Annotated in this window: 15 protein-coding genes; all 15 read right to left on the bottom strand. The window is 61.7% G+C overall.

The genetic code is table 11. The features are described 5' to 3' along the window. Positions 1–432: 432 nt before the first annotated feature. Complete coding sequence (locus VFI82_04960; GenBank protein ID HET7184011.1) at positions 433–1,911, bottom strand: hypothetical protein; 1,479 nt, start codon at positions 1,909–1,911, stop codon at positions 433–435. Positions 1,912–2,517: 606 nt separating this feature from the next. Then, the gene (locus VFI82_04965; protein HET7184012.1) at positions 2,518–3,162 is read right to left on the bottom strand and encodes a hypothetical protein; all 645 of its coding nucleotides are present in this window, start codon (positions 3,160–3,162) and stop codon (positions 2,518–2,520) included. 108 nt (positions 3,163–3,270) lie between these two features. Next, positions 3,271–6,477 carry a hypothetical protein gene (locus VFI82_04970; GenBank protein ID HET7184013.1) on the bottom strand — a complete coding sequence of 1,069 codons (3,207 nt, stop codon included), beginning with the start codon at positions 6,475–6,477 and terminating at the stop codon, positions 3,271–3,273. A gap of 107 nt (positions 6,478–6,584) precedes the next feature. Beyond that, positions 6,585–7,901, bottom strand: a complete 1,317-nt coding sequence (locus tag VFI82_04975) for a hypothetical protein (protein HET7184014.1) — start codon at positions 7,899–7,901, stop codon at positions 6,585–6,587. Then, positions 7,880–10,942, bottom strand: a complete 3,063-nt coding sequence (locus tag VFI82_04980) for an acyl-CoA dehydratase activase (GenBank protein ID HET7184015.1) — start codon at positions 10,940–10,942, stop codon at positions 7,880–7,882. The genes VFI82_04975 and VFI82_04980 overlap by 22 nt, the downstream gene beginning before the upstream one ends. A 298-nt stretch (positions 10,943–11,240) precedes the next feature. After that, on the bottom strand, positions 11,241–11,804 hold the full coding sequence (locus VFI82_04985; protein ID HET7184016.1) for an archaemetzincin family Zn-dependent metalloprotease: 564 nt from the start codon (positions 11,802–11,804) through the stop codon (positions 11,241–11,243). Continuing rightward, on the bottom strand, positions 11,801–13,168 hold the full coding sequence (locus tag VFI82_04990; protein HET7184017.1) for a sigma-54 dependent transcriptional regulator: 1,368 nt from the start codon (positions 13,166–13,168) through the stop codon (positions 11,801–11,803). The genes VFI82_04985 and VFI82_04990 overlap by 4 nt, the downstream gene beginning before the upstream one ends. A 36-nt stretch (positions 13,169–13,204) precedes the next feature. Continuing rightward, the gene (locus VFI82_04995; protein ID HET7184018.1) at positions 13,205–14,980 is read right to left on the bottom strand and encodes an ATP-binding protein; all 1,776 of its coding nucleotides are present in this window, start codon (positions 14,978–14,980) and stop codon (positions 13,205–13,207) included. Then, complete coding sequence (hybB, locus tag VFI82_05000) at positions 14,970–16,154, bottom strand: Ni/Fe-hydrogenase cytochrome b subunit (GenBank protein HET7184019.1); 1,185 nt, start codon at positions 16,152–16,154, stop codon at positions 14,970–14,972. The genes VFI82_04995 and hybB overlap by 11 nt, the downstream gene beginning before the upstream one ends. Next, complete coding sequence (locus tag VFI82_05005) at positions 16,151–16,918, bottom strand: 4Fe-4S dicluster domain-containing protein (GenBank protein HET7184020.1); 768 nt, start codon at positions 16,916–16,918, stop codon at positions 16,151–16,153. Before VFI82_05005 ends, hybB begins: the two co-directional genes overlap by 4 nt. A gap of 301 nt (positions 16,919–17,219) precedes the next feature. Beyond that, positions 17,220–17,516, bottom strand: coding sequence for a c-type cytochrome (locus VFI82_05010; GenBank protein ID HET7184021.1), 297 nt, complete (start codon positions 17,514–17,516; stop codon positions 17,220–17,222). A gap of 316 nt (positions 17,517–17,832) precedes the next feature. Continuing rightward, complete coding sequence (gene yihA, locus VFI82_05015) at positions 17,833–18,423, bottom strand: ribosome biogenesis GTP-binding protein YihA/YsxC (protein HET7184022.1); 591 nt, start codon at positions 18,421–18,423, stop codon at positions 17,833–17,835. A 23-nt stretch (positions 18,424–18,446) separates the two neighbouring features. Continuing rightward, positions 18,447–18,824, bottom strand: coding sequence for a hypothetical protein (locus VFI82_05020; GenBank protein ID HET7184023.1), 378 nt, complete (start codon positions 18,822–18,824; stop codon positions 18,447–18,449). A gap of 39 nt (positions 18,825–18,863) precedes the next feature. Beyond that, complete coding sequence (locus tag VFI82_05025; GenBank protein ID HET7184024.1) at positions 18,864–19,070, bottom strand: hypothetical protein; 207 nt, start codon at positions 19,068–19,070, stop codon at positions 18,864–18,866. A 62-nt stretch (positions 19,071–19,132) separates the two neighbouring features. Further along, positions 19,133–20,629: endopeptidase La (lon, locus tag VFI82_05030; GenBank protein HET7184025.1), on the bottom strand; the 1,497-nt coding region annotated here is incomplete at its 5' end.

Genomic DNA, 20,629 nt, shown 5'->3' on the forward strand with positions numbered 1-20,629 from the left:
AGATACCTGAACAGGGCCGCATATGAATAGAGCCAGAACTGCAGCTCCTGGGGATCGCTCCCGACTGTGCCCAATTTTGTGCCCACCCCAGAACCTCCCAGAGTGTCCCAGAATTTTGGCGGTTTCTTTAGCTCATTGAAAACGCGCCCCCAAGGGCACTCGGGGACGCGCAAGGATGTTTCGGGCAAGTGACTGATTCTGCGAGCGGCGAGTCCTTTTAAGGCATGGGTCGCAGGTTCGAATCCTGCCGCGCTCACCAAAGTTTTCAGCGACTTGCAGTTTTCACGGAATTTGGAGTTCCTCCACAAACGCTGTCCAGGCCGAATTCCGCAATATCTGCGGCTGGTTCCGACAGCCGCCTACTTCAACAATGAAGAAGGGCGGTCGCCTCGGCAGCGCCGCCCTGAATTTGTTTCAGTCGATTCTCATCCATCAGTCGGGTGGATTCGCAAGCCCCTGGTCCTGTTGGCAGAACCCGTTATGGTCAACAATCTGCTTGGCGCACCCGGTGAGTTCCAAGATGTCGGCTCCGCCGCCCACACGGTCGACGTCATAGATATAGCCCCTATCGTCGACCTCCAAATTGTCACTGGATACATCCAGAAAGCTCACGTTGTTAACGACCGTTGGGATCGTATTCGCAGTCAGACTGGGAATGAAGTAAGCGACATTCTTCGGGTGGTAGGGGTCCCGGATGTCGAAGACTCGCGCACCACCGTCAAAGTACGCAATGAACAGCAGCTTGCCGTAATACGGCGCGTAGAACGACTCGTTGGTGGAATGCGGGCCGAAGCGCGTGCCGCGAGTACAGAAGTCAGGGTTGGCCGAGTCTTCGTGAACTTGCATGGTCGAAATCACCATGGGGTGCTTCTCGCCGGTCGAACCCGGAGCTGCACCAGCCCCGACCGTCCGGCTCGCATCGACGAGGTAGCCGAAGTGCGGCGCTCCCTGGCAATGGTTGTCGGTTTCTTCTGAAATCAGCGCCACCAGGTCACGAGTCGAACTGCTGGTGAATCCCTGATAATGGGTGAGCGGCACATTGAAAATCGGGAACGAGGTATGCGCACCCTCGGTGGGGGTCATGTCCATCGAGCCGACAACCAACGACCGAAGATCGTCATCGGTCGGGTGTAATCTCGGATCAATAGACGCTGATGTTTGTGGATTCCACGTACCCCACGGGGGAGGCAGCACTTTTTGCCGGTAAAGGATCTGCAACACACCATTCGAGGACGTTCCATAAGGAACATAGATCCGTTCCACGGGCACGTCGGTCCCCGGCTCATTGATAATCGAAATCGGCCCGTGGACCCCGGAGGTGGCCGTAGTCACCGCAGAACCGGGGTTCTGGCCAACCAAGCCAATGTCGCGGATATACGCGGGATGGGAGGGGTTGCTGAGATCGTAGATCTTGATGTGCTGGTTGGTCGTCCAGCCGTCGGGTGCGGCCGACTTCGTGCCGGCTCCCGCAACGATATATGCAATCCCGGTATCGCACTCCCACCAGTTCTTGTGGGTGTTGGTGAAAAAAGCGCCCGGGGCCGGCTGGATGACCGAAAGGCGATCAGCGATTGTAGTGCTGGCTGGGTTGGTAACGTCCCAAACCTCGTGAGTGTTGCTGGTGTTGCGCAGCATGTAATAGTGTCCTGCCTGACCGATGACACCGCCGTCGCAGACGCGAACCATTTGCGACCCGTTCGACGGGATGAAGTTTACTTGTTTAGGATTGGCGGGCTCGGTAACGTCGACGATGGAAGTGCCGCCGTTCGGCAGCCCATGCAGCGTCAAGCCGGAGGGCAGCGTCGTGCCGCCAAAGTGACCGACGAAGAGATACACGCGTCCATTGATGGTGTGCAGTGTCGGCTGATACGCTGCGCGGCCCAATAAATCAGCGTGTCCGACCAGCCGCATGTTGGCACTAGCGGGACCCAAGCCGGTCCGTTGGGCTAGCGCGGTCAGACTGAATGCAAGTACCGCTGCAAGTAGCAACGGCAGACATGCCGCGGTTCGAGTGGTTGTGACTAGCTTGCGAATCGAGGGCTGAGAAAAAACGCGCATCTGCCTCTCCTTCAGCGAGCAGGGGTTCTGCTGGCTTGTGTTGTCGGTTAATGGAACGGAGTCCTGTCGATCCGCTGGAACCCCACTGTTCCGGCGCAGGATTGATCCTCGTGGTGCAGGCAATCTATGCCCAGACAAGGACACTGTCAAGCAGAGTTGAAATGTAAAACTTTGTAAAGCCGCGCTGGCCGTAGGTTTCCGGCGAAGGTCTTTTCAGCGGAATACTCGTGTCACGCGTGCGAACTCGCCATGAACCGCAGGTCTCGGATTGTCAGGATGCCCGGCGTGGATGCTCGGACCGTGTAGCGGAATCTGTGCCGACCTCTCAAGACTCGCGGCGCCAGGTGCAGAGCCAGCGAGGCCAGCCTGCGACCGCCGAAGGAACAAACGGCAACCTGGACCCTTCATGAAACGCGCCTAGGTTCGAATCCTGCCGCGCTCACCATCGTTTGTTCCGCATTATGGCGCGCTGACGCTGGTTTTCTTGTTGCCCGAGTTCACCAGGCCCAGGGCCACACCCGCCGTGACCGCCGCCCCCACCAGGATGATCAGGCCGATGTCGTCGTTCTTCAGCCAGGCAAATTTCTTATGTTTCTGGCCCTTGTCATTCGATCCTTTGCCGAGGCCGATTTTCCCGCCGCTCACTGCCGGCACGGTGGTTGTCTGCTGACCGTCGCTGACTTCTACGCTGCCTTCCAGGGCCACGACCTGTAACTCATCGTCGGTTCGCTGCGCCACGAACTTAGCGCGCATGCCCGGAGCGGTGGAGATGATAACGTCCTCCACATGAGTGGAACTGCCGGTATCGGAGCTTACGACCACCGAACCCACGATCAGTTCCAGTGCCTTGGTGCCGAGCTTTACGCTCGAATTTGTCGCCATGGAGATCGTGGTACCGCGGCTGGTCACGGTTGCTTTGGAATCGGCGCCGGTGGAGAGCAGTTCGCCGTCGAATCCAACGACGCCCGAATCGCAGGCGCGCCCATCCAGGGTGACATCATTTCCAGACACGCGGACGACGCCCACCATATCGGCCGACATCATTGCCGACGGCATCAGGACAGCCATCAAAAAAGCAGTCAGCTTCACCCATCGAGCGGACATAGGCAACCCCTGCAAAACAAGAGATGCACCAATGTTAGGGCACCGCGGCAATTTTATGCCGAGGCAAATCTGTTAGGTACCGGTCTGATAACTCCCGCCCGCCGCGTTCTATTCCGGCCCCTCCGGCAGATAAACCGCGGGCAGATTGGATTTCTGCATGAGGGCGTTTAACGCAGGAATATCGCTGTTGACAATCTGCTGCCAACGTTGCAGCGCGACGTCCAGTTGTCTGTTGAGCTCGTCGAAGACGGCGGAGGACTGTTCCGTCGGTGCCGCATCGGCGCTCTCCACTGTTTGCTGCAACAGCAGTAGCTTGTTGTTGATGCGGATGGGAAAGTTCAGCGGATCTTCGCTGGCCTTGGACTTGGTTTGGGCAATCGCTTCTTCCACCGGTGCGACCTTTTTGTCCAGCGCGTCGGTGGAAGCAAGCACATCCTTGGCACGCGCGTCCTTCTCATAACGATCTTTCAGTTCGGCCAATTGGATCCGCAGCTCGCGCATCTGGTTGACCGCGCCATTGGCTTCGGCAATGCGCCGGGCGATGTTGGCCGCCAGCTCCGATTGCTTCGCCAGGTCGGCAGCCGTGGCTTTGTTGCGGGGATCGGGCTTCACCTCAAGCGGCACCGAGTACGGCTTGCCGCCCACCGTGAGCCGCGCGGTGTACGTCCCGGGCAACGCCAGCGGGCCGCGCGGCCGTCCTCCCCACTGAGCGAGGCCGGGTACATTGGCGGGAGCCTCGTAACGCGCGTCCCAGGAGAAGCGGTTCATGCCCGCTTTCACCGGGAGCTTGGGCGATGCAGGGGGAAGGAATTCGTCGAACTCGCTTTCCGACTCCGCGACCGGGCGCTTTTTCTTCGGTTCCTGGCTGGAAAATTTGCGCACCAGCTTGCCCTGCGCGTCCAGGATCTCCAGCGTGACCTCGCCCTCCGGCGCCGATTTCAGGAAGTAGTCAAGCACGACAGGTCCGGGCGGATTTTGGCCGACCGGCGCTTGCGAGGGAATGTTAAAGCCGCGACCGCGCAGCCGAATGCCGGCCGCCGGCTTGTAGAGGTGGACATCGGCGCCGCCAACCGATGCGAGCTCTCGCAGCGGCGTGATGTCGTCGAGACTCCAGAAGGCGCGGCCGTGTGTGGCAATGACCAGGTCATCATTCTTGATCAGGAGATCATGGACAGGGACGTCCGGCAGGTTGAGCTTGAGCGGCTGCCAGTGCGATCCATCGTCCCACGATATAAAGACGCCCGTCTCGGTGCCGGCGTAGAGCATGTCCTTATTCACTGGATCCTGGCGGACGGCATGGACGAACGATCCGGAAGGAATGCCGTTTACGATCCTGGCCCACGATTTGCCAAAATCGTGAGTCACGAAAATGTACGGTGAGAGGTCGTCCAAGCGATGCCGGTCGACCGCGACATGGGCGGTGCCGGCGTCGGTGGGTGAGGAATCAATCAGGCTCACCGTCCCCCATTCCGGCAAGTCCTTGGGCGTGACGTTCAGCCAGTGCGCGCCGTCGTCACGCGTGAGGTGAATCAGGCCATCGTCGCTGCCCGCCCAGATCAGGCCCTTTTGCAGCGGCGACTCGGCGATCGCGAACACTGTGTCGTAATACTCGATGCTGGTGTTGTCCTTGGTGATGGGGCCGCCGGACGGGCCCTGCTTGCTTTTATCGTTGCGCGTGAGGTCGGGGCTGATCGCGGTCCAACTGTGGCCCATGTTGGTGCTGCGGAAAACGACGTTGGCGCCGTGATAGAGCACGTTGGAATCGTGCGGGGACAAAGCGATCGGCGCCGTCCACTGAAAACGGTACTTCAGCTGCGCCGCGCCCCAGCCCATGGGATTGTCGGGCCAGGGGTTCACGTCCTGCAGTTCGCCGGTGGCCTTGTTGTAGCGCGTGATCAGGCCATCGTAGGAGCCGGCAAAGACAATGTTGGGCTCCGGCAGGTAGGGAACCACGAAGCCGGCTTCGCCGCCGCCCACGGTGTACCAGTCTTCGCGATCGATGGTGCCACGATCGGTAGAGCTGGCGATGGCGACGGTGGTGTTGTCCTGCTGCGCGCCGTAGACGTAGTAACGGAAGCGGTCGTCGGCAGCGACGTGGTAGAACTGCGCCGTCGGCTGGTTATAAAGCGTCGTCCACGTCTTGCCGCCATCCGCCGAGACGGTAGCGCCGCCATCGTTGCCCTCGATCATCCGCTGCGGGTTATCAGGATCAATCCACAGGCCGTGAGTATCGCCGTGCGGCGCGCGGACTTGGGTCCAGCTCTTTCCGCCGTCGCTGGAGCGGAACATGCCGACGTTGAGCATGTACACGGTGTCGGCGCTTTTCGGGTCGGCGAAAATGTGGCCGTAGTACCAGGAGCGCTGAGTGAAACGCGAGTCGCCGGAAACCTTGCTCCAGTTTTCTCCGCCATTGTCGGAACGATAGATCCCGCCCTGCTCGGCCTCGATGATGGCATAAATCCGATCGGGGTTCGCGCCTGAGACCGCCACACCTATGCGTCCTAAAACGCCCTTGGGAAAACCATTGCCGGTGATCTGCTTCCAGGTTGCGCCGCCGTCACTGGACCGATACAGCCCGCTGCCCGGGCCGCCGCTCACCAGTTCCCAAGGCGAGCGCCGCGCTTCGTACATGGCGGCAAAGATAAGGCTGGGATTGTTGGGATCGAAAGACAAATCAATCGCGCCCGTTTTCTCATCCTTATATAAGACCTTCTGCCACGTCGAGCCGCCGTCGGTGGTGCGAAAGACGCCGCGCTCCGCATTGGGGCCGAAGGCGTGGCCGAGAGCGGCGACGAACACGATGTTGGGATTGTGGGGATCGACGAACATGCGCCCGATCTGGCGCGTGTCTTTCAGTCCAACGTGCTGCCAGGTCTTCCCGCCGTCGAGTGACTTCCAGACGCCGTTGCCGTAAGTGACGTCGCCGCGGATGCAGGCCTCTCCTGTGCCCACGTAAACGACGCTGGGATTCGAGGGCGCAACGGCGATGGCGCCGACCGACCAGAACGGGTACTTGTCCGACATCGGCTGCCAGCTGGCGGCGCCGTCCGTGGTCTTCCACACGCCGCCGGCGACGGCGCCGAAATAATAAGTGTTCGGCTGGCCGGGAACGCCGGTTACAGCCAGCACGCGCCCGCCCCGATAGGGGCCGATGAGACGCCACTTCATTCCATCGTACAGAGTCTCGCTGAACTGCGGTTGCAGGGAAGCCGCTGTGGAGGCAATGGGCTGCGGGGACGCGTTCTTGGCGCGCTGTGCGGCGACGGGCGTGAATGAGGCGGCAACAATGAGCAGGACGGCGGCAAATTTGTTCACGGGCTTCTCCCCACAGCAGGCGCAAAGAACGGGGGATTATAGCAGCGCAAAATTCGCGGTGTTGCGGCTGGGTGATGAAACGTGGTTCGAAATGTGACCAGGAGCGGCTAATCCGCGGCCGACGCACCAAAATACGCCGGGTAGCGGCGCGGCAATTTCTTCTTTTCGCGGTAGGAGCGGGCAAGCTCCATGTAGATGCCGAGGTCGCGGTCGAGATCGGACTGCGTCCCGTCAAAATAAAAATTGCGGATCGGAATCCCGCCGTAATCTTTACTTAATTTTGGATACACCGCTTCACTGACGATGCCGTTCATGCAGGTGAACGGGCTGATATCGATAATGCCGTCGGCCCCGTGTTTCGCCAGGTAAGCAGCTTTTCCCACGCTGAGCACCATTTCGCCCATGACGCCCGAGGCGGGCAGGTAGGGCTCGGCGAGACGAAGCACCTCCTCGATGGGCGGTTCTTCGTAGCCGATCGCGTCCTCGTGGAAGGGTGCGGCGAGGGCGTGTTCATCGGCCATTTGAACGTGGTCCCGCAGCAAAGTCTTGCCCATTTCCAGCGTCCACTTGCGGCCGGTGAGCTTCAGGCGGCGCACTACCTCGGCGTTGGTGTAAGCGATCCACTCCATGATGTCGCTGATCCAGGCTTCGGCCTCGTAACCTTCGAGTTTGCGCACCAGGTCGTCGTTGCTGAAGTTGTTGAGGCGGCAGAAAATTTCCCCGACCACTCCGATCAGCGGCAGGTCGCGGTCATAGCGGGCGGACACGCGGCGGAAGCGTTCGCGCGCGCGCTTCAATGATTCCACCATCTGCTCGAGCTGGCATGAGGTGTCGGCACAACTGTTCTCGATGGTCTGGCAGACGTCGGCGAGCGATTCATCAAAGGCGCGGTCGGCGTCGCCCGGCGTGACCTCGTAGGGGCGCGTCTTGAGCAGGGCCTTGCGCAGCAGGTCGGCGGCGACCAGCGCACGCCACGAGGAGCGCAGGAATGGTCCGGAGACGTCGCCGATGTCTTCGTATCCATTCTTGCTGTGCGGCGAGAAGACCTGCACGTCGCGATACCCGGCTTCATCCAGCAGCTTGCGCAAGAAAGGCGCGTACTGGCCAAAGCGGCAGGGACCGTCCGCCGTGGCCATGAAGAACACGGTCCGCTGGGCATCGAATCCCGGCTCCTCCACGATCCGCAGAAAGTCACCCACGGTGACCTTGGCCGGGTAACACTCGTCCCCGGCGGTGAACTTAGCGCCCAATTCCAGCGTGCGCGAGTTCGAGGGCGGGGTCGGGCAGGCGTCAATGCCGAGCCACCGGAATACGCTGGCGAAGGCTTCCACGCTGCCCTGCGCCATGGACGGAATGAACACTCTCTTTCCGGCCAGCGGGTGAGCGGCGCCGATCTTGCGGCTTACGTGGCGGTGGCGGAGCATCGCAGGAATCCTTTGCTGTCGAGATAGGCTTCGCAACGGGTGATGAAGCCCGCGTCGTTGGAGTGGCCGTCGAACTGGAGCACCAGGCCCGGCTTGCCGGCGGCCTCACTCATGAAGCTCTTGATGTAAGAGTCGGGACCACACTTGAAGTTCGAGATGTACACCACGTGCAGGTTACGGCGGTGCTTGGTAATGCGCGCTGCCGCCAGGATACGCCGGCCGGAATTCCAATACATGTTCGGATTCACTTCCCGGATGTCCTCCTGCTCGAGCGGAAGGAAGTCCATGGGGATGACGTTGGCGCCGTACTGCGCGCGCAGCTTGCGTGGAATGTCGCAGTTGATGCTGCGGTCGTAGAGGTTGTAGGCGCGGCCGACCAGCACCAGCGCGGGTTCTCCGCTGCGCTCGACGGCGTCGAGCGCCTGCGCTCCGGCTTCCAGCAACTGGTCGGTAAAAGCGCCTTGCGCCGCATACGCCGCGGTCACAGCGCGATCACTCATGCGGCGGGAAATGTTGAGCGCCTTGGCAAACTCTGCCAATTCCTGTTCCACGTGCCTGCGCCCGTAGCGGAAATTCACGGTGGGCGCCAGGAACTTCGCACTCGCGGCTTCCATCTGCGGGACGGCGCGCACGACAAACGGCAGCGTCTGGTTCCAGGGGCAAAGGTGCGACTCTTCGTTCGGCTGCACGGTGTATTCGTTCAGAGCGTTGGGCAGCAGGATGTAATCCACGCCGCTCTCCAGCAGTTTCCTGACGTGTCCGTGCGCGACTTTGACGGGAAAGCACGGCTGCGCAATTGCGAGTTCGTCGCCGCTGGACGCGATCACCGGGTCGGTGCGTGGCGATACCACGACATCGAATCCCAGTTCCTGCATGTACGCGCACCAGAAGGGAAACTTGTCGAAGAAAAACATGGTGCGGGGGATGCCGACTTTCCGGCGATGTCCGGCCGCCGGCTTCAGCACCTGCTCAAGAACCCTATCGCGATACTCGACCAGGTCTTCGATCACCGGCTTGCGGTCGGTGCGGGCGCGCTTGCGGAACTTGTCGGAACACTTGTCGCCCCAGTAGCTGCGCTGGCCCTCGACGTTGAATTCCTTGATGTCGCAGAAATTGGAGCAAGCCTTGCAGACGAATTCGCGCGTTTTGTAGTCCACGCGGTCCAGATGGTAGCCGCGGAACTTGCTGGGCGGATGGCCGCGTTGTTGCATCACCGCTTGCGCGATCAGGGCCATGCCGATGGCTCCGATTACACCATTGTGCGGCGGCACGATGATGCGCTTGCCCAGGATCTGGGAAAAGGCGGCGGCGACGGCGTCGTTATAGGCGGTGCCGCCCTGAAAGAAGATGACGTCGCCGATCTTTCGTCCGCGCACCACCCGGTTCAGGTAATTGAGCGCCACCGAGTACGCCAGCCCGGCCGCCAGGTCGCCGACTTCCGCGCCCTTCAAGAGCAGGCTGGTAACGTCGCGCTCCATAAAGACGGTGCAGCGCTCGCCCAGGCGCGCGGGTTTTTGCGAGGCCAGCGCCATCTGCGCAAATTCGCCCTTGATCGAAATTCCAAGCTTTTCCGCCTGCTCTTCGAGGAACGATCCGGTTCCGGCGGCGCAGGCTTCGTTCATGGTGAAGTCCACGACCACGCCGTCGTCGATGCGGATGAACTTGGAATCCTGGCCGCCGATCTCGAAGATGGTGTCCACGCGATCCATTCCGAGCCGGTCGGAGACATGCATTGCGCCGGTCTTGTGCGCGGTGATTTCGTCGTTGACCGTATCGGCGCCCACAAGTTCGCCGATCAATTCGCGGCCCGAGCCGGTGGTGCCCACTCCGAGGACGTTGAGGCGGTCGCCGAGCGCCTGCTCGATCTCCGCCAATCCGGCGTTGACAACCTCGATGGGGCGTCCCTGCGTGCGCAGGTAAATTTCGTACAGCAGATTGCCGCCATTGTCGATCGCGACCAGGTTGGTGCTGACGGAGCCGATATCGATGCCGAGATAGGCGTCGATCTTTCCCGTCGCGGGCGTGGCCACGTCCGCCACGTGGTCGCGAAGCAGCAGCACGTTGTTCATGGACAGCCGTTCCGAGCCTGCGAAGACCTGTTTCCCGGTGTGCTGGCGCAGCTGATGGATGCGCTTGAAGGAACGCTTGCGCATCTCGGCGGTCTCGAAGATCGCCGCCCCCAACGCTCCCAGCCAGCAGTAGTGCTCGGGAACGATAAAATCCTGGTCGCTGAGCTGGAAGGCGTCGCGCATGGCGTTGCGCACGCCGGCATTGAGAGCGACGCCACCCACGAACGCTACCGGCGGCATGACCTGCTTGCCCTTCACGATCGCCGACTTGAAGTTGCGCGCTACCGCGTCGCACAAGCCGCGGAGAATCTGGTCTGTGGTGTAGCCCTTTTGCTGGGCGTGGATCATGTCGGACTTGGCGAATACCGAACAGCGTCCGGCGACGCGCGCCGCGCAACTTGCGGCGCAAGCGGCCGGGCCCACCTCTTCCACCGTGTAAAGAAGACGCGAGGCCTGCTGGTCAATGAACGATCCGGTGCCGGCGGCGCAATCGCCGCTGGACTGGTAGTCCACGATGCCGAGGTACTTGGATTGCTCGTTGGGCTCCAGCCGGATGTACTTCGAGGTTTCGCCGCCCATCTCGAAGACGGTGCGCACCGCGGGATAGAACTCGCGAACACCCTTGGCGACGGCGCGGAATTCATTCTCGAAATAAATACCGAGTAGCTTGGCGATCATCTCGCTGCCGGAGCCGGTGACCCGGATGCCTTCCACGTTCTCTTCCGGCACGTGCTCGTAGAACTCTTTCAACAGGTCGAAGGTGGACTGCATGGGGCTGCCCTGGATGCGACGGTAGCGCGAGAGCACCAGCGGGCGGCCGGCGAGAGCGGCAGCGGCAGGGAACTCGGCGGGGAAAAATCCGTCAGGATTTTTCGCAGTGAGGCGCTCGAACCGCCCGGCGTCGCCCGTGGAGCCGATGGCGGCCAGTTTCAGGCTGACGGCGCCGATATCCAGTCCGATGTTGATAGACATGCAGAATAAGGAGTTAAGCAGCGTGTGTATCAATGGTCTGTGACCCTGCTCACGTGGGGGTGTGAGGAGGCGTCACAAGGCAAGCGAAAAACGGGAGCCAACCGGAACCAGCCTGCAGCGAACGGGCAAATCGGGGGGCGAACGGAAATGGGCAGCCGGCCGAAAAAAATGTCCGAAAGACCTATTTCCGACCGTCGAAGGCGTGCGGATCAAGAAAAGATCCGTGAAGATCCCCGTGAATCCGCGGTCTGGCTTTTCCCACCATCAAAACGAGGCAATGAGTCGCTTGCCGATGTTTTCAGAAGAATCGGAAGCGCGCGCTCTTGCGAACCGGCAGCAGGGGCGAGGTGCGTTCGCTGCAAGCCGGACACAAGCCGCTCTCTTTGAGGTCAATCCACTCCACCGCGTGAGAAGCGGCCATGGCGCAGCGGTAATCGGCGCAATGGCGAAGTTCGAGAGTGTGTCCGAGTTCGTGAACCGCCTCTTTCAGCAGGCGATCGCGTTCCAGGTCTTCATCGGCCGGAAGCCCGTAAAAACTTTGGCGTAGACGATGGGTGGAGACGACGGCGGCGGGTCCGGCCATTTGCGCCTCGCCGAAGACGAAGGTGAGGATGGGAATGTAGAGGTCGTCGGCGGTGACGCCGAGCATGCGCCAGCACTCCGGGCCGAGATAATTGTGCATGCGGACGAGCAATTCGCTGGAGTGAAACTGGCGGCGCTCGGCGTGGTAGGCGAACTGGGGATCGAGGCGCGGCTGCAGGATGTCCCAGGGAACGTGAAACTGCTGCGCGATCAGCGGACCCACCCGCTCGAGCGCACGCAGATCGATGTCGCCGATGGGGAGCAACTGCAGCAGCTTCATTTGTCGGCGCCGACGGCGGCCCCGTTCCTGCTCCAGCCGTATTTTTTCAGCTTGTTGTGCAGGGTAACGCGGTCGATGTCGAGGACCTCGGCGGTGCGTGTCTGGTTGCCGCCGCATTCCTCCAGCACGCGCAGGATGTGTGCTTTTTCGATGTCGTCGAGGGTTTTGCCCTCGGCTTCGCCGGAGGCGCGCGGCTTGAGGATGAAATCGGACTCGCGCAATTCAGGCTCCTGCGCTACCACCATGGCGCGCTCCACCGCATTCTCCAGTTCGCGCACGTTGCCGGGCCAGGCGTACTGCTGGAGCTGGTACATGGCTGAGGGAGCGACGCGGGTGATGCGCTTGTTCATGGCGAGAGCGAACTTGCGCAGAAAATGCTCGACCAGCAGCGGAATGTCCTCCTTGCGGTCGCGCAGGGGAGGAAGCTCGATGCGAAAGACGTTGAGCCGGTAAAAAAGGTCGGGGCGGAAGCGGCCTTCGTCGATGAGCTTCTCGAGGTCCTTGTTGGTGGCGGCGACGCAGCGGAAATCGACCTTGATGGGCTGGTTGCCGCCAACGCGAACGATCTCGCGCTCCTGCAGAACGCGCAGCAGGTCGGTCTGGGTCTTCAGGGAAATATCGCCGATTTCATCGAGAAAAACGGTGCCGCCCTCGGCGATCTCGAATTTGCCTTTCTTGCGGTACTGCGCCCCGGTGAAGGCGCCTTTCTCGTGGCCAAACAGTTCGCTCTCCAGCAGGGTTTCGGTCAAGGCGCCGCAGTGAATGGCGACCAGCGGCTGGAACTTGCGCGGACTGCCGGCATGGACGGCGCGGGCGACGATTTCCTTGCCGGTGCCGCTTTCGCCGGTGATAAGCACGGTGGCGTCGGTGGCGGCGACGGTCTCAATGGCGTCAAAAACTTTCTGCATGGCCTTGCCCTGCCCGACCAGGTCGGGCGGACGCTGCACTTCGGCCACGGTCTCGCGCAGACGCACGTTTTCCTGCTGCACCTTGCGATGGGAGAGAGCCTTCTGGACCTGGTGGGCGATGTCGTCGGGATCGAGCGGCTTGGTGACGTAGTCGTAGGCGCCGTTCTTGAGAGCGGCGACCGCGGTTTCGACCGAGGCGTAGCCGGTCATGATGATGACAATCATCTCCGGGTCAATCTCGCGCATGCGGCGCTGCAGCTCGATCCCGTCGGTGCCGCGCATCTTGATGTCCACCAGCGCCAGGTCCCATTTGCCTTCGCCGAGACGGGCGAGCGCTTCCTGGGCATTCTCGGCGGTGCCCATCTCGTATCCCTCTTCGCGGAACCACTTGGCCAGCGAATCACGTACGCTGAGCTCATCGTCCACAATGAGAAGTTTGCCTTTGCTTGAGTTCATCGAAACCTCGAGTTCGTGATGCGTATGTCGGTGGTGCTAGCCACTGCTCTTTTCTGCCATGGCGGCGGCCGGTTCCGACACCAGGTGCGCGTCCACCGGCAGGAAGATGTAAAACGTGGTGCCGCGGCCGGGCTGCGATTCCACTTCAATCACGCCGCCGTGGCGCTCGACGATGGTCTTGCTGATGGCCAGGCCCAGCCCCACGCCCTTGCCCGTCTCCTTGGTCGTGAGGAAAGGCTCGAACATGCGCGGCAGCAGGTCAGGCTGGATGCCGACGCCGTCGTCGCGAACCTGGACTTCGATCCGCTTGCTTTGCGGCAGGGAGCGGGTGCGCACCAGCAGGTTGCCGCCGCGCGGCATGGCGTCGATGGCGTTCATCACCAGCGCGAGCAGCACCTGCTCCACCTGCGCGGGATCGCAATGCAGCATGGGCAGGTCTTCCGATAATTCGGTCTGCAGCTGGATGTTTCCGAGATCGAGCTGATGCTGGACCAGGCGGATGCAGCGATCCACCACCTGGTTGACGTTGGCCCACTCCAGGTTCATGGGCGCGGTGCGCGAGAACATGAGCAGGTTCTTGACCAGGTCGCCGCAGCGTTTGCTCTCGGATTCAACCAGGTCGAGGCACTCGCGGATCTCGGTTCGCTTTTGCTCGTTGCCTTCCACCCTCTGCACCCATTTCTTGAGCAGCTTGGCGTAAGTCAAAATTCCGGAGAGCGGGTTATTGATCTCGTGCGCGACCACCGCGGCCATCTTGCCGATGGAAGCCATTTTTTCCACCAACACCACGTGGTCGTGGGCGCGCTTCAATTCGTTGGTCTTGTCTTCGACCCTCGCCTCCAGGGTGCGCGCCCAGGAAGTGATCTCCTCGTTGGCGGCGCGAAGCTGCAAGCTCATGATGTTGAAGGAGTGGGCGAGATCGCCGAGTTCATCTTTGGAGTTGATGGCGATCTGGTAGCCGAGATCGCCCTTGGCGAGTTGTTCGGTGCCGCGCTGCAGGATGCTGACCGGGCGGTGTACGAGCCGCAGGACGAAGACGCCGGTGAGCACGGAAATCAGGATTACCGCCAGCACGGTGTAGATGAGCATCAGGCGCGTACTTTCGGCGAGGCCGCTGTCGGCTTTGGCCAGCGAGACATTGGTGTCGAGCACGCCGAGAATCTGCTGGCTTGCCGGATGCGCGTGACAGGCGGCGTTGGAGCAGGCGGGCTCGTTCTCGATCGGGTTGATGATGCCGAGCACCCGACCGGCGCCATTGACGTGGTAAATGCGAAAACGGTCGGGGCGATTGAGCTTGGAGAGCGGCTGCGCCTGGGCATGGCAGGCATAGCAGGCTTCGCCACGCTTGTCGACGGCGCGCCCCACCTCATTGGGGTCGCTGGAATAACCAATCCGCCCTTCCTTGTCGAAGATACGTACCTTAACCACGCCGGGCTCGGCGGCGATGGTGCCGATGACGTTGTAGAGTGCTTCGCGATCGTTGCGTAGCATGTGGTAGGAAGTGCTGCGCTTGATGACGTCGCTGACGCGCTCGGCACTGGCCAGGGTGGCCGCCTCCAGGTGGTGGCGGTGGAGGCGGATATTGGCATAGCCGAGCAGCGCGAAAATGACCACCATGGCGGAAAAAATCAGGGCGATGAGTTTCGCGCTCAGGCTGCGGCCCTGGCGCTTCCACTCGGCGGCCGGATCGGCCTCCGGCGCGGGTGGGACAAACTCAGGGTCCCAGCCGATTCGCGCGGGAGGAACGGGCTGCGTTTTTTCTGTTGCGGTCGAGGACCGGCCATCGACCGGCGACTCATCTTCAATCGGCATCTTGCATCACCACTACCGGGGCTGGAGCGCGATGTTCCGCTGCGGCCGGCTGTGCCGCAGGCTCCTCGGGAAAGATGGGCAAATACTTCGCGGCGAGGCCGAAGATGGCGAAGCCGGCGCCCACCATGGCCGCAGTCACCGCGATCTCTGTCCACCGGGGGATGTAACGGACGCCCGCCGAGGCTTCCATCCCGGTTACCGCGACGTTCAACCGGTTGGTGACAAACCCGAGCAACGTGCTCACCGAAGCCAGGTAGAGTCCGCCGGGCGTTTCACGTACCTTGCGGAAGGCAAGCAGCACAATGGGGATCACCAACGCCAGCGCCACCTCCAGCAGGAACAGGTTGCGCTCATAGCCGGCGACGAAGAGTTTGCTGAACACGCCGCGGTGCAGCAGGTCTTCAGCGCGCAGGACCGAGTAAACGACGAGCACCGCCATCAGCGCGCGGCCCAGGTCTTTCAGGATGTGGAGTTCCAGTTGCCGGCCGAAGTGCTTGGCGCTCATGGAAGACTCGAAGATGGTCATGGCCAGGCCGACGGCCACCGCCGAGAGAAAGAAGAACACAGGCAGCAGCGGTGAGTACCAGAAGGGATGCAGCTTCGTGGGAACGATCAGGTACACGGAGCCTAGCGAGGACTGGTGCAGGGTGGAGAAGATGACGCCCATGATCACGATCGGGATCAGCACCTTGCGGATGTAAAGGATCGGCTTCACCAGGTTGAAGCGCTCCAGCACGATGGGCGAGAACTCCAGCGAGAGCACGGTGGTGTAGCACATGACACACCAGCCCACCTCGAACATCACCGAGTGTGGGTTCCACATGATGAGTGGGTGCCAGATGTTGTAGGGGCGGCCCAAATCCACCATCAGCGCCACGGTTACCAGGACATAGCCGAGGAACGCGGTCAGGACGGTGGGACGCACGATTGGCTTTAGGCGCTTGATGTTGAAGATGTACACGGCGCCGGTAAGGGTGAAGCCGCCGGCGGCCAGCATCACGCCGCAGAGCACGTCAAAGCCGACCCAGATGCCCCAGGGGAACTGGTCGGAAAGATGGGTGGAGGGACCAAGACCGAGCGCAAAACGATACACCGTGGCATAGGCGCCGGCGGCGAGCACGAAATACAGCATCAGCTTCCAGAAGCTGAACCACTTGATGTTGGGAATTTTCATTTCGCGCTTCCTCTCTCCTCCGGCTTGCGGGCCTCAGCCAGTGCAACCTCTTCGCGGCGGTGGGTGATCCACCAGATGCCGCCCAGCAGCGAACCCCACAGGGGCACGAAGTCGGGAATGCGCGACTGCACGGCAAAGGTGCGATTGGGCAGGGGGTCGTGGGGGAAGTCGGTGCGGTAGCCGAATTCCTCGAAGGCGACGCTGGAGAGCAGCAGCACGCTGGTGCCGCCGACCTCGTTTTCGCCGTAAATATGGTCTACGTACTTGCCCGGGTTATCGCGCAGGCGCTGGCGGGCTTCGGTCAGCAGTTCGTTGCGGTCGCCGAACTTGGTAGCGCCGGTGGGGCAGGCTTCCGCGCACGCGGTGGGGTTGCCGGCAAGCACGCGGTCGGAGCACATGGTGCACTTCTGGACCTTGGGATTGAGGCTGTTCCACTCGTAGCGGGGCACGCCGAAGGGGCACGCCAGCATGCAGTAGCGGCAGCCCATGCAGCGGCTGGCTTCGTAAATCACCGGGCCGGCGGAGGTCTTGCGCAACGCCGCCACCGGGCAAACCGAAGCGCAAGCCGGATCGTTGCAGTTCATGCACAGGCGGCGCATGAATTTATCGTCCTTCGCGAGAACGACGGTGAATTTGTGCTCGGACTGCCGCGCCTCGGCGGCCACCTTGTCGTCGTAGGGAAGCTTGTTTTTATCGGCGCACGCCTGCTCGCATTGCTTGCAGCCGATGCATAGCGTGGCGTCGTATAAGAGTGCCTTGCTCATGAGGTTCTCCGGAAAGAAAGGGCGGCTCCGCGAGCGCGCAGGACAAGTCCGGCACGGACGGCAAAATGAAGGCTCGAATGCACGCGATGAAGACAGGAATGGCGGCCGGATGAATACGGAACGAACGTTTGAATCAAGAAGCGACGAGGGGCGCTTGCTGCGAGGCCCCTCGCCTGGGGTCTGGGCCGTTTCAGCTCCGCAACCTGCCGGCTGCGGGTCAGCCGGGATGCGGCTGAGCTTTTCACTCCACCCTCGGTTCTGCCGGACAATACCGGCGCCGCGGCGGGTTGGCCGCAGTAAGTTACTTCAGAGAGGCCAGGTAGTCGCCGATGGCCTTGATCTGCGCTTCGTTGACTTTCTTCTGCACCGCGGCGTGCTTCGGGTTCGCCATCGCCTTAGTGACGTCGGCGGCGGTCTTGCCCTTCACAGCGGGAGCTTTGACGGCGGGTTTGCCGGCGGCATCGGCGCCGTGGCACATGGCACAATTCGCCTTGAACAGGGCCGCACCGTCTTCCGCCGCCCAGGACAGGTTGGGAAGAGCGATGAACAGGACGAGCGCGATCATCAGAACGAGGATCGTGAGTTTGTACGTCTTCATGATAGCCAGTCTCCTTGTAGATCGTTCCTTACTGCGAGCCAGGATTGGTTTCCAACTGCTGAAATTTTCAACCCTAGGGTCCTGAGCAGGCTGTGAGGCCGATCACTCGTGAGGGTGACGCGTGTTGCAAAGATCAACAGTGAGAGGAAGTTGACCTGTGTTTTCAATGGCCGGCTGGCGTTTGCTCACCGATCAGCAGGGATTCCGGAGAGGTGTTAAAGAATTATGCGTCTTCGCCGAGCGATGAGTTTATGAACAGCTCGCCGTTGTGTTGCGGAATACAACAGTTGGATACGCTGACCCAGATGCTCGGGCATCACTGCGCGCAACTAAGAAAGATTTCCCGCCACAATTGGTCTCGCCCGGCTCCGGTGCGGGCGGAAAAAGCCACCGCGCTCTCGGAGTGGAAGTCGGCATGGATCCGCTGCAGGGAATGAGTGAGCTTGTTGGCGGAGAGTTTGTCGGCCTTGGTGGCAACGATAATGTGCCGCCGGCGAGCATGGCGGAGCCACTCCACCAGCTGTTTGTCGCTCTGCTGAGTGGGAATGTTGACGTCCACCAGGACAATGCACAGCGCCAGGGAGGCGCGCTTCTCAAGATAAGGTTCGATGAACTTAGGCCACTCGGCAGTCTGCTCGCGGGGCAGCTTAGCATATCCATAGCCGGGGAGATCGGCAAACAGCCATTCCGGGTGCGGTTTGCCGGGGCGACGGACTTCGAAGAAATTGATGGTGCGAGTGCGGCCCGGAGTCGAGCTGGTCTTGGCCATCTTTTCGCCGAGCAGGGAATTAATCAGGCTGGACTTGCCGACGTTGGAACGTCCCAGGAACGCGATCTCCGGCGGGCCGGCGGGAGGGAAATGGGCGACGTCGGAGGAGGAGCGCAGGAATTTGGCATTGACTTTCATGGCGACGCGCCGACTTCCGGTTTTTACTCTACCAGCATGGGATGATCGATCGCATCCCGCAGCGTCTTCCGCAGATCGGAAGCGACGTTCACCACCGGGCCTCCGGTGTAGATCGGCACCGGCGGCTTGTCTTCCCAGGCGGCGCCGGCCGGGTACACGGCGATCGTGTCCCAGAGCCGGTCGCCACTGGTGCGGTAGCGCCGGCGCGTGACGTCCTGCCCCGGCGCGACAATCGGCGGGCTGACAGCGCGCGACACAGCGGCAGCCTTGTCCCAGAACTGTTGCGCCCGGGTGTCGGAAACGCGTTGCAGCTCGCGGTTGGACGGCGGCTCCACGTCGGTGACCAGCACCGGCTCCCAGACTACGAACACGCGCACGTTATCGTTGGGCAAGTCACGCAAGATCGAATTCAGAGCAGAGGCCCCCTGCTGGCAGACGCCTCAAGTTGGCGACAGCAGCACAATGACCCGTAGCGCGCCATGGGCGGAATTGAAGGCCCGGCGCAGCCGCTCGGCAGATTGCAAGTCAGCCAGCGGTGGCTGTCCCGCCGGGGTGATGCGCTCGCGCGGACGAAATTCTTCCCACCCGGCAAAGACGCTGATGGCAACCAGCAGGGCAAGCAGGACGTGTTGGCGGCGAACATTCATCGGTTAAAACAAAAGCCCGCTGCGTGCGCGGGCTCTCGCTAAAAACGACAGCGGTTAGAACATCATTGATGTGCCGTCGGTTGATCCCCGGACGTGGGGGTCAGGAGCGGGCCCGCCTCGGCAGCTTCTGCCGCTTCCTTGGAAACCGGGGGCAGCGGTTTCTCCAGCGCGATGCGCAGCACGTCATCCATGGTATCGACGAAGTGCAGCTTCATGGCAGCGCGCAGATTTTCCGGAATGTCGGGCAAGTCCTTTTCGTTGTCCTTGGGGAGAACGGCTTCCATGATGCCGACGCGATGCGCCGCCAGCAGCTTTTCCTTGAGGCCGCCGATGGGCAGGACCTTGCCGCGGAGCGTAATTTCGCCGGTCATGGCGATATCGCGACGCACCGGAATGCGGCTGAGCGCGCTGGCAATGGCAGTTCCGATGGTGATGCCCGCCGAGGGGCCGTCCTTGGGAATGGCGCCCTCGGGCACGTGCACGTGGATATCGATATTGCGGTAGAAGTCGCGCGGCAGGCCGAGGCGATGCGAGCGCGAGCGCACGTAGCTCATCGCCGCCTGCGCCGATTCCTGCATGACGTCGCCAAGCTTGCCGGTCAACAGCAGCTTGCCTTTGCCGTCCACCACGGTGGCTTCGGTGGCGAGAATGGAGCCGCCGACCTCGGTCCAAGCCAGCCCGGTGACCAGGCCGACTTCGCTGCGCTCGTGCGCGAGCGCGTCCCGGAACTTGGTGACACCGAGGTATTCGCCAATGTTTTCGCCGTTGACGGTGATGGTGAAGTTCTGGTCGCGAACGACCTTGCGCGCCACCTTGCGGCAGACGTTGCCGATTTCGCGCTCCAGGTTGCGAACGCCGGCTTCACGCGTATACGACTGAATCAACCCCTCGAGCCCGCTATCCGCAAACTCGATCTGCTCGTCCGACAGGCCCGCCTGCTCTTTCTGCTTGCGCACCAGAAAACGGCGCGCGATCTCCAGCTTCTCCAGCTCGGTGTAGCCCGAAAGCCGAATTACCTCCATGCGATCCTGCAATGCCGGGGGAACAGTGTGCAGCACGTTGGCCGTTGCGATGAAGAATACCTGGCTCAAATCATACTCCACATCCAGGTAATGGTCAACGAACATGAAGTTCTGCTCGGGGTCGAGCACTTCGAGCAGGGCCGACGACGGGTCGCCGCGCCAGTCCGAAGCCACCTTATCCACCTCGTCGAGCATGAAGACTGGGTCGTTGCTGTTGGCCCGGCGGATCGACTGAATGATGCGACCGGGCAACGCGCCGATGTAGGTGCGGCGATGTCCGCGAATTTCGGCCTCGTCGTGGATGCCGCCGAGTGACATGCGCACGAACTCGCGCCCAAGCGCACGGGCAATGGAGTGGCCCAGCGAGGTCTTGCCGACACCTGGTGGGCCGACGAAGCACAAGATCGGCTCGCGACTGGTCGGCGCGCCGGTGCCGGGGCCGCCGGTCTCGGTCCCCTGGCGATCTTCTTTCAGCTTGCGCACCGCCAGATACTCGAGGATGCGGTCTTTGATTTTTTCCAGGTCGTAGTGGTCCTC

Source organism: Terriglobales bacterium (assembly GCA_035691485.1).
GTDB lineage: Bacteria > Acidobacteriota > Terriglobia > Terriglobales > Acidobacteriaceae > JAIQGF01.

Bases quoted from the DNA above. Each gene is read 5' to 3' on its own strand.
- VFI82_04960 (HET7184011.1), bottom strand. From the start codon at position 1,911: ATGCGGCTGGTCGGACACGCTGATTTATTGGGCCGCGCAGCGTATCAG.
- VFI82_04965 (HET7184012.1), bottom strand. From the start codon at position 3,162: ATGTCCGCTCGATGGGTGAAGCTGACTGCTTTTTTGATGGCTGTCCTG.
- VFI82_04975 (HET7184014.1), bottom strand. From the start codon at position 7,901: ATGCTCCGCCACCGCCACGTAAGCCGCAAGATCGGCGCCGCTCACCCG.
- VFI82_04980 (HET7184015.1), bottom strand. From the start codon at position 10,942: ATGTCTATCAACATCGGACTGGATATCGGCGCCGTCAGCCTGAAACTG.
- VFI82_04985 (HET7184016.1), bottom strand. From the start codon at position 11,804: ATGAAGCTGCTGCAGTTGCTCCCCATCGGCGACATCGATCTGCGTGCG.
- VFI82_04990 (HET7184017.1), bottom strand. From the start codon at position 13,168: ATGAACTCAAGCAAAGGCAAACTTCTCATTGTGGACGATGAGCTCAGC.
- VFI82_04995 (HET7184018.1), bottom strand. From the start codon at position 14,980: ATGCCGATTGAAGATGAGTCGCCGGTCGATGGCCGGTCCTCGACCGCA.
- hybB (HET7184019.1), bottom strand. From the start codon at position 16,154: ATGAAAATTCCCAACATCAAGTGGTTCAGCTTCTGGAAGCTGATGCTG.
- VFI82_05005 (HET7184020.1), bottom strand. From the start codon at position 16,918: ATGAGCAAGGCACTCTTATACGACGCCACGCTATGCATCGGCTGCAAG.
- VFI82_05010 (HET7184021.1), bottom strand. From the start codon at position 17,516: ATGAAGACGTACAAACTCACGATCCTCGTTCTGATGATCGCGCTCGTC.
- yihA (HET7184022.1), bottom strand. From the start codon at position 18,423: ATGAAAGTCAATGCCAAATTCCTGCGCTCCTCCTCCGACGTCGCCCAT.
- VFI82_05025 (HET7184024.1), bottom strand. From the start codon at position 19,070: ATGAATGTTCGCCGCCAACACGTCCTGCTTGCCCTGCTGGTTGCCATC.